This window comes from Paracoccus sp. J56 (assembly GCF_019633685.1).
In the GTDB taxonomy this organism is placed as follows: Bacteria; Pseudomonadota; Alphaproteobacteria; order Rhodobacterales; family Rhodobacteraceae; genus Paracoccus; species Paracoccus kondratievae.
Genome location: NZ_JAFL01000005.1, coordinates 172,451 through 181,347, shown reverse-complemented (window position 1 = coordinate 181,347; position 8,897 = coordinate 172,451). Strand labels below are relative to the sequence as shown.

Annotated in this window: 8 protein-coding genes and 1 riboswitch; of the genes, 4 read left to right on the top strand and 4 right to left on the bottom strand. The window is 62.5% G+C overall.

The window, feature by feature from the left end:
* Positions 1-546 (top strand): recombinase family protein (locus tag M511_RS19530; RefSeq protein ID WP_085501610.1); only part of this gene is annotated, 546 nt, incomplete at its 5' end.
* A gap of 414 nt (positions 547-960) precedes the next feature.
* Here M511_RS19530 and ampC read toward each other — a convergent pair.
* Positions 961-2,115: a class C beta-lactamase gene (gene ampC / locus M511_RS05715; protein WP_085501609.1), complete on the bottom strand. Its 1,155-nt coding sequence runs from the start codon at positions 2,113-2,115 to the stop codon at positions 961-963.
* 127 nt (positions 2,116-2,242) lie between these two features.
* Here ampC and M511_RS05710 point away from each other — a divergent pair, with 127 nt between their 5' ends.
* Entirely contained in the window at positions 2,243-3,130 is an 888-nt protein-coding gene (locus M511_RS05710; protein ID WP_085501608.1) for a LysR family transcriptional regulator, read from the top strand.
* A 20-nt stretch (positions 3,131-3,150) separates the two neighbouring features.
* Here the strand turns inward: M511_RS05710 and M511_RS05705 are convergent, their stop codons facing one another.
* Both M511_RS05705 and M511_RS05700 read right to left on the bottom strand, forming a co-directional pair.
* A complete protein-coding gene (locus tag M511_RS05705) occupies positions 3,151-4,008 on the bottom strand; it encodes a DUF2189 domain-containing protein (RefSeq protein WP_029372160.1) in 858 nt (285 codons plus the stop codon).
* 238 nt (positions 4,009-4,246) lie between these two features.
* Complete coding sequence (locus tag M511_RS05700; protein ID WP_010396909.1) at positions 4,247-4,504, bottom strand: hypothetical protein; 258 nt, start codon at positions 4,502-4,504, stop codon at positions 4,247-4,249.
* A gap of 159 nt (positions 4,505-4,663) precedes the next feature.
* Here M511_RS05700 and M511_RS05695 point away from each other — a divergent pair, with 159 nt between their 5' ends.
* Positions 4,664-5,569 carry a LysR family transcriptional regulator gene (locus M511_RS05695; protein ID WP_176224518.1) on the top strand — a complete coding sequence of 302 codons (906 nt, stop codon included), beginning with the start codon at positions 4,664-4,666 and terminating at the stop codon, positions 5,567-5,569.
* Positions 5,570-5,592: 23 nt separating this feature from the next.
* Here the strand turns inward: M511_RS05695 and M511_RS05690 are convergent, their stop codons facing one another.
* The gene (locus tag M511_RS05690; protein WP_010396914.1) at positions 5,593-6,537 is read right to left on the bottom strand and encodes a pirin family protein; all 945 of its coding nucleotides are present in this window, start codon (positions 6,535-6,537) and stop codon (positions 5,593-5,595) included.
* 593 nt (positions 6,538-7,130) lie between these two features.
* On the opposite strand from M511_RS05690, the gene M511_RS05685 reads away from it, so the two are divergent.
* A complete protein-coding gene (locus tag M511_RS05685) occupies positions 7,131-8,345 on the top strand; it encodes a metallochaperone AztD (protein ID WP_010396925.1) in 1,215 nt (404 codons plus the stop codon).
* A 205-nt stretch (positions 8,346-8,550) separates the two neighbouring features.
* Positions 8,551-8,751, top strand: a riboswitch (cobalamin riboswitch).
* The last annotated feature ends 146 nt before the right edge of the window (positions 8,752-8,897 follow it).

The window sequence follows — 8,897 nt, the reverse complement described above, 5'->3', positions numbered from 1 at the left end:
CTGAGAGCGCTGAAACCCGGCGATACGCTGGTGGTCTGGCGGCTCGACCGCCTTGGCCGGTCGCTGACCGATCTGGTGAAATTCGTCGAAGAGCTGGGCAGAAAAGGGTGCGAGTTCCGGTCGCTCAACGAATCCATCGACACCCGCACCTCGGGCGGGCGGCTGATCTTTCACATCATGGCCGCCTTTGCCGAGTTCGAGCGCAATCTGATCAGCGAGCGCACCCGCGCGGGCCTGGTGGCCGCCCGCCAGCGCGGCAGCCGGCTTGGCCGTCCGCGCATCGTGCTGACCGAGGCGGAAATCAACGAGGCACGGCGCGCCATCAAGGAAAAGCGGCAGACGTTGGACGAAATTGCCGCAGGTTATCAGATCTCATCCACCACCCTGAGGCGGCGGCTGGACGCCAGCGCAGAGGGAAAACGCAAGCTTGTCAGACCCATGCTGAGGGAAACAAAGGCATCTCACCTCCCAGCGCCCCATAAGCAGATGAGAAACGAAATGACTGGCAGGACACCACATAAGGTCGGCCCCTCGCGCCAGAGCTGAACAGCGACCCCGGTTTTCGCCACCAGGGAGGCTATTGCAAAGCCGGTCCTCGAATGGCGCGCAGCCGTATCCTCTGTTCCCGGGCAGGTTCATACCCTGGAAGGCCGATACAATGGGCTGACCCCGCGCCATGAGGTTGCAGGTGGCGAGGGGCCAAGTACCGGCCATCCCTCTGTAAAGAGCAATGGCCGGACCGCCTGATACGTCACCGCCGCCGATCAGGTGGGATAAGGCACGGCACCCGGGACGCATAACAAAGCCGGGCCCGGCGGCCCGACAACGGGCGCCCCTCGGGCTGAGAGTGACCGCAGGCACGCAGGATGCACCTCCGCCAGCAGAACCTAACGGCACGGCCCCTCACGTAATGAGGGGCCGGTCCATCCAGAGCCGACGCATCGCCGCAGGAACCTTGGGTTATTGGCCCGCCGGCAACACCGCCTTGATCAGCGCCAGCCCCGCCTCGACCCGAGCCGGGTTCGGGATGCTGCGGTTGGCAAGGATCACCAGACCCAGATCCTCACCCGGGACCAGCGCGACATAACCGCCAAAACCGTTCGTCGAGCCGGTCTTGCCAAGCAGCACCTCACCGCCCGGGGCTGGCTTCGGCAATCGCGTCGCAGGTTGGCTTTTCATCGCCATCCCGGGCGCGGCCCCGGCCAGAATCTGATCTAGCGGCACCGGCCACGGATAGCGTTCCCAGATCATCGCCTGCTGAAAATACTGCGTTTCCGTCTGGCCCGCATGGGTCTGTGCCATCGCCTTGCGCAGCTCAGGCGGCGCCCCGGATCCATCCAGGTTAAGGTGCAGAAAGCGCAGCATATCGCGCAGGTCGGACTTTATCCCGTAAGCCTCGTCATCCAGCATCCCCGGATTGACGCGGACAGCCCGATCATCCTGACGCGAGTAGCCCCAGGCATAGCGCGACATCTCGGCCTGCGGCACATCGACAAAAGTGCTGCCAAGCCCCAGCGGGTTCAGGACATGATCCTGCAGCGCCTTATCGTAAGTCGCGCCAAAGGACTGGGCTGAGATACGACCCAAAAGGCCGATACTGATATTGGAATAGGACCTCTCACCCCCCGGCGCGGGCTGCCAGTCGTGCAGCCAGCGCATCAGGCTGGCGTCATCGCTGGCCTCATCGGGGACCTGAATGGGCAGGCCGCTGGTCTGATGGGTGGCAAGATCCATCAACGAAACCTTTCCGATCGCACTGCCCTTCAGGTCGGGCAGATGGGTCGCGACGGAATCGGAAAGTGACAGGCGCCCCTCGACCTCAGCCAAAGCGGCAAGGGTCACGTTAAAGGTCTTGCTGATCGAGCCCAGCTCGAAGATCGTCCGGTCCGTCACCGCGACACCGCCATCGCGGTCGGCGACACCGGCGGTAAAGACATAGTCCTGTCCCTGCCAGGTCACACCGACAGCAAGCCCGGGAATGTCGTATTCTGACATGACGGGGGCGAAAATCTCGCTTGCCGCCTGCTGAAACTCTGCCTCGGTCATAGCCGATGCGGGCACGGCCAAAGCCGCTGCGATCAGGCCAATGCCCGCACATCCATAATTCATTTTCATGTTTCTGCTCTGTTAAAATTGGGGCAAACGCTGTGCCGCGTGCCATGTCTGCCAGTTAAGACAAAGCAAACGGCAGGCACAAACGATCATATTTCACTTTCGTCATGAGATAATCTAATCTCATCTCATGGACCGACCACAACTGCCCCTGAATGCCCTGCGCGCCTTTGAGGTGGCCTCGCGCCACCTGAACCTGACCCGCGCCGCCATCGAGCTTTGCGTGACACAAGCCGCGCTTAGCCACCAGATCCGCGGGTTGGAAGAGCGACTGGGCGTCACCCTGTTTCGCCGCGTACCGCGCGGGCTGGTCCTGACCGAAGAGGGGATCATGCTCGCCCCGGTTCTGACCCGGATCTTTGACGAAATGTCGGGCGCTCTCGATCGCTTTTCCTCGGGACATTATCATGAGACGATCAATCTTGGCGTCGTGAGCAGCTTTGCGACCGAATGGCTGATCCCGCGGATCGAGGATTTCCAGCGCCTCCACCCCTCGGTTGACCTGCGCATCCACACCAACAACAACCGCGTCGACCTGGCTGGCGAAGGGCTGGATCTGGCGATCCGTTTCGGCGACGGCAGCTGGCATGGCGTGGCCGCGACCCGGCTGATGAGTGGCGCGATGATGCTGGTCTGCAGCCCCGAGACAGCAGGCCGCCTGCGCCGGATCGAGGACTTACCTTCGATACCCCTGCTGCGATCCTACCGCGCCAGCGAATGGGAACGCTGGTTCGCCAGTCAGGGCCTGCCCGCGCCACTGTTACGCGGGCCGGTCTTTGACAGCTCACTGGCGATTGCCGAAATGGCCGCGCGCTCGTATGGCGCGGGGCTGGTGCCGGTTGTTTTGTTTGCGCCATGGCTGCAGAACGGGCGGCTGGTGCGACCCTTTGATACCGTGCTTGCCGCTGGTGACTACTGGCTGACACGGCTGCATGCCAGCCCCGAAACCGCGGGGCAGGCCGCATTCCGCGAATGGCTGACCGCAGCCTGCGCAGAAGATGAGAGCGGCGCAATCTGAAGACACGCCGCCCCCAGAAGTCAGGCGACCGCGCGGCGGTACAGGTGCCAGGTCGCGTGGCCAAGGATGGGCAGCACGACGATCAGCCCGGCAAAAAACGGAATCATCCCAAGAAGCAGCGAGACGGCAACGATCACCCCCCATAGCAGGGTCGCGCCCGGGTTGCGGCGCGCGACGGCAAGCGAGGTCGCCAGCGCCACAGGCACGCCCACCGATCGGTCAATCAGCATCGGAAATGACACAAGGCTGACGCAAAGCACCACCGCCGCAAAGACAAATCCGACAAGAATGCCGATCACGGCCATGGTCCAGCCCGCCTCGGTGGTAAAGGTGGCGGTCAGGAATGCGCGCAGGCTTTCCTGTGGCATCGGCCCCAGCGTCGCGGCCCAGATCTCATGCGCGGCGAATAGCCACAGCACAAAGATCGCGACCAGCAGCATGCCCAATGCCAGAACAGGCCCCAGCACCCGACCAGTCAGGGCAGAGAGGGCCGCGCCCCAGCCGACCTCTTCGCCCCGTTCGCGCCTGCGGCTCATCTCATACAGGCCGATTGCCGCGACGGGGCCGATCAGCGGAAAGCCAGCGGCCAGCGGGAAAAGCAGATGCATTTGCCCTGCGTGAAAGGCCCAGACCGCCAGTACAAAGCCGATCACAGGATAAAGCGCGACGGCCGTGATCACATCTGTTCTCAGAGCGGCAAAATCGGCGATGCCCTTGCGCAACGCGATGCCGATATCCTCGGCGTCGATCTTGTTGACGGCGGGTGGGGCCATCTCATGGCTGCCGATCCCATCGACCGCCGCGCCGACGCCACGACCCACAAGGGCCAGCCTCTGCGCGCTCCAGCTTAACGGATTTCCTATAGTTTCTCGGTGCATGGCTGCATCCTCCCTTTCCCGAAGGGCCCGGAACCGGGCAAGGCATCAGCCAGAGAACCCGGCCCCCGCCCGTGCATATGCCGGGCCGAACCGTCCTCAGTATCAGTCTAGCAGATACAGCCGGAAATTGCATCCATCTAATCGGATGCCCATGCCATGGCAGCATGAATGCTGCGATTTTCTGAAATCAGACGGGCACAGCCAGCAGCCATGCCCGCGCAAGGCCCTTTGTTGCCAGCTACTTGCCCGCCGCCCGCAGGCTGGCGTCGATGTAGCACAGCGCCTCAAGCGCCATATCGGTGTTGACCCGCGTGGTCAGCTGTCCCGTCCCCGATGCAATCTGAGAGAGATACCGGCGCATGGCCTCCAGCGAAATTTCCCCATCCTCGGCGATGGATGCAAGGGCGATCTGCCCAACCGTAAAGGCGACCATGTCCGGGCTGCCCAGAAACTCGGGCGACCGGCGACGTGCGCGCAGGCTTACCGCTTCAATCATTAATCTCTCCTCGCATTGCAAAATATCGTTCGAAAAAGTGAAGGCATGGCCGCAAAGATGCGCCCAGGCCGAAAATTCATATACTGCAGAAGCATCACTCTCTTGCAGCAGCTTGTTAACGAATTCAAATGAAGTAACGTTGCATGCGGAATGCACAAAATGAATAATAAGCGCCTGGACCTGAATCTGCTGACCGTGCTTGATGCCGTGGCCAGACGTGGCTCGGTCTCGGACGCAGCGCGGGAACTGCACCTTAGCCAGCCTGCTGTCAGCCATGCCCTTGGACGTTTGCGCAACCTGACCAAGGACCGGCTGTTCGTCAGGTCAGGCAACCGGCTTGTCCCCACATCGCGCACGCTGGCGATGATCAACCCGGTGCGCAGCCTTTTGCAGCAGGCCGCCGTCATGCTGGCGCCAGAACAGTTCGATCCACAGGCAAGTAAGCGCAGCTTTCGCATCGCGGCCTCGGATTATCCGCTGCTGTCGATCGTTCCGGGTTTTTCCGCTCGCCTGCGGCGCGAGGCGCCAGGCGTCAAACTGGCACTGCAACCCGCCAATCCCGAAAACCTTGCCGATCTGTCGGCAGGCAATCTTGATGCAAGTTTCTGGACCGGAGGCCCGCCGGGGGAGGGTTGGTCGCTGACCCCCCTGCTGGATGAAACGCTGATCGGGGTCTGCGGGCCGGACCATCCCTTTGCTGGTGGACAAGAAATCGGCATCGAGACCTGGGTCGCGCAGTCCCATGCCATCGTCGCCTATGGCAGCATGTCGCATAATCCGATCAACAGGGCGCTGGCGGCGCTGGGGATATCGGAACAGATCACCCTGATCAGCCCCTCATATTCGGGGGCAATGGCGGCGCTGGCACCCGCGCGGCTGATCATGGCCCTGCCCCGCCGGCTTTTGCCGATCGCCAAGACCTTCCGCCTTGCGGCCTTCCCTCTGCCGGTCGAAATCCCGAGCTTTCCCTATGGCCTGTTACGCCATCGCCGGACGCTAGAGGACCCGGGCCTCGACTGGCTGACGAACCTGCTGGTCACGCATGTCCAGCAAGAGATCTGGTGACAGCGCAGCCTGCCGACAGCCGCTTAACGCAGGCTGTCAGGCAATGGGATGAATTCATTCTCATCACCCGGGGGCAGGCGAAAGCGGCCGTGATCCCAATCGCCCTCGGCCCAGGCCTGCTTGGCTGAATCTATCCGTTCGCGTGACGAGGCGACAAAGTTCCACGAAATATAGCGCGGCCCGTTCATCGTCTCGCCGCCCAGAACCATCAGCCGCGCGCCCGTCTCGCCCGCCTTCAGGCTGATGTGGTCACCGGGGCGGAACACCATCATCCGACCGGCCTCAAAGGTCTCTCCCGCTACCAGAATACTGCCTTCGACGACATAGACACCGCGGTCCTCATGCTCATCCGGCAGTGGCAATGCGGCACCCGCAGACAGGATCACATCGGCATAAAAGGTCTCGGTAAAGGTCTTGACCGGGGCGCGTTCACCCCACGCCGTCCCAAGGATCAGGCGGGCCTGCTTGCCCTCGGCCTCAAGGAAAGGCAGCGCTTCTTTGCCGTGATGTTCAAAGGCGGCGGGGCGGTCCTCCTGGCTTTCAGGCAGCGCAACCCAGGTCTGGATCCCAAAGAGCGAACCGGGACGCTGGCGCATCTCGGCGCTGGTGCGTTCGGAATGGGTGACGCCATTGCCGGCGATCATCCAGTTCACCTCGCCCGGATAAACCATCTGATCGGCCCCGGTGCTGTCGCGGTGGTGAAACTCGCCCTGATAAAGATAGGTCACCGTCGCCAGCCCGATATGAGGGTGGGGCCGCACGTCGATGCCGCCCCCGGTCAGGAACTCGGCCGGGCCCATCTGGTCAAAAAAGATGAACGGCCCCACCATCTGCCGGCGCGGCGCGGGCAAAGCGCGGCGCACCTCGAACCCGCCCAGATCGCGGGCGCGCGGGATGATCAGCGTCTCGATCGAGTCGAGACCCATGTTTTCGGGGCAATCCGGGTTCTGAGTGGGGTTCCAGCTCATCCGAGCCTCCTGCTCTTGCTATGACGATGTCCGGGCCAGCCTAGCAGGTCTTGCAACGGACCGCATCAGCGTGGTCGAGATCGTAGCCAAACCGCCGCCATTGCCCGCACCGCCGGACAGCGACACCCGCTTCTCGACCAGCACTCGGCGGCTCTGCGGCCTATCCCCGGCAAGCCTTTGTGCGGTAATTGGCACTGAACCGCCGCTGGCGCGGAAATGCTCCTGATCGGCCCTGCCCGTCAGGTCATGCGTGATGCTGTATCACGATCATGGTGAAAGGCGGGCTCAGAACCTCGCTACAGCGAACACATGTTGTCCGCCGCATGGAAGCTCCGATGGCGATCTCTGTTTTGTCCGGGAGCAAGCGGCGCTCCCCCTGATCCGCAGATCCGGCGGCATTTTCCCGAGGCAAGTCTCTTGTCGTTCCATTTTGTTAATGTAATAACATTACTAAATTGAGTCCGTCGCCAGCGATGCTCCGGTCCCGCCCCGGAACTGCAGTTTTCTGCAGCCGGTCCCTGCTGCCCTGCAGGGACCAGCGGAAACCGGGCAAGCTAACCGCAACCCATTCCGAACGACCAAGGAGGCTAATCATGCTCAGACAATTTGCGGGTGCCAGCGCCCTGACCCTGATCCTTGCTGGTACCGGCATTGCCCATGACCACAAGGATGACACCGTTTACCGTGTCTTTGTGGGCGATCATGAGAAAGGGCAGATCACCGCCTTTGACCTGTCCAAGCCCGCGCATCGCTGGACTTTCCAGACCACTGGACAGGTCAAGCTTTATCCGGTCGCGGGCGGTGCGGTGGTCGCCGCAGTCCAGTCCGAGGCCGATACCGTGCAATTCATCCGCAGCGGTATCTCACTGCACGATCATGGCGATCATCAGGACCTTGAGGTCAAAGAACCCGCAGCCATCGACCTGCACCTGTCGGGACCCCGGCCCTTTCACCTTGTCGCCCATGACGGCAAGGTGGTGCTGAATTATGACAAGGGCAGCTATGCCGAGATTCTCGACAGCGCCGCGCTGGCCGCGGGCAAGGTCGAGCCGGTGAAGTTCCCACAGGCCCGCGCCCATCATGGCTTTGTCACGCCACTGGGAAAAAGCTGGCTTTCGACCGTCGCCTCGGACGAACCGGTCGAGGGCGATGCCTCGGTACCGCGTCTGGGCCTGCAAGCCTTTGACGCCAAAGGCAACCCCACGGGCAATCTGGCCACCTGCACCGCCATCCATGGCGAGGCTTTCTCGGGCGCCTATCTGGCCGCCGGTTGCAAAGAGGGCGTGCTGACCGTCAAGGCGGGTGATCAGGGGCCGGAATACAGGCTTTTGCCCTATCCCGAGGATCTGCCCAAAGATGTAACCACCGGGACCCTGCTTGGCTCATCCGGGATGCAGATCTTTCTGGGCAATTTCGGACCCAAGGGCCTGGTTGTCATCGACCCCGAAGAGGCCCCGCATTATCGCTATATCGACCTGCCGTTCCGCCGGGTGGATTTCGCGCTAGACCCAGCCAGCCCCGCGACAGGCTATGTCCTGACCGAAGATGGCAGCCTGCACCGTGTGAACCTGCTTGACGCCGCTCTCAGCGACAGCACCAAGGTCACCGCGCCATATTCGATGGACGGCCACTGGAACGATCCGCGCCCGCGCATTGCCGTCGCCGGGGACGAGATCGTGCTGAGCGACCCGAATGCCGGGCTGATCCGGCGCATCTCGACCAAGGATTTCAGCGAGGTCGGCACCGTACCGGTCGAAGGCAGGCCATATAACATTGCCGTGGTCGGCGGCAGTGGCGTAACCCACTGATATAACAGCTGATCCGCTTTCATGACCTGACAATTTCAGATGCGCCGGCCGGGCTCCATGTGACGCGCATCATGCGAGGGCCGGAAAGGCCACGACAGGATACACCACTCCCCCATCCTGACGCGGTTTTCCTTGGCCCTTCCCGGCCTGTGGGGGCGGTCCCTGCCATGGAAGCCAGATTTACCTTGTTCATCCGCAATTTGGCGGGTAGTTGCCCGGTGTCGGTTTCCATATGGAATTGAAAGGGAATCCGCCACCGGACCTGTCCGGTGAACCGGAACTGCCCCCGCAACTGTAGGCGGCGAGGACATCCACGAAAATGCCACTGTGGCCATGCGCCACGGGAAGGCCGTGGAAAGCCCCGCGACCCGCCAGTCAGGAGACCTGCCGACACCCGTTTCAACGCAGCCCGGGCGGGGTGTCCGGGGAGGTGTTCGATGAATTTGCCCAAAGGGTGCCTTGCCGCGCCCGTCCCAGCCAGCATCAGGCCCTGCCGCAAGGCAAGGGCGCTTGTCAGTTTTTGGGCCGCTCCTCTCCTCCCGTCCCTGGCTG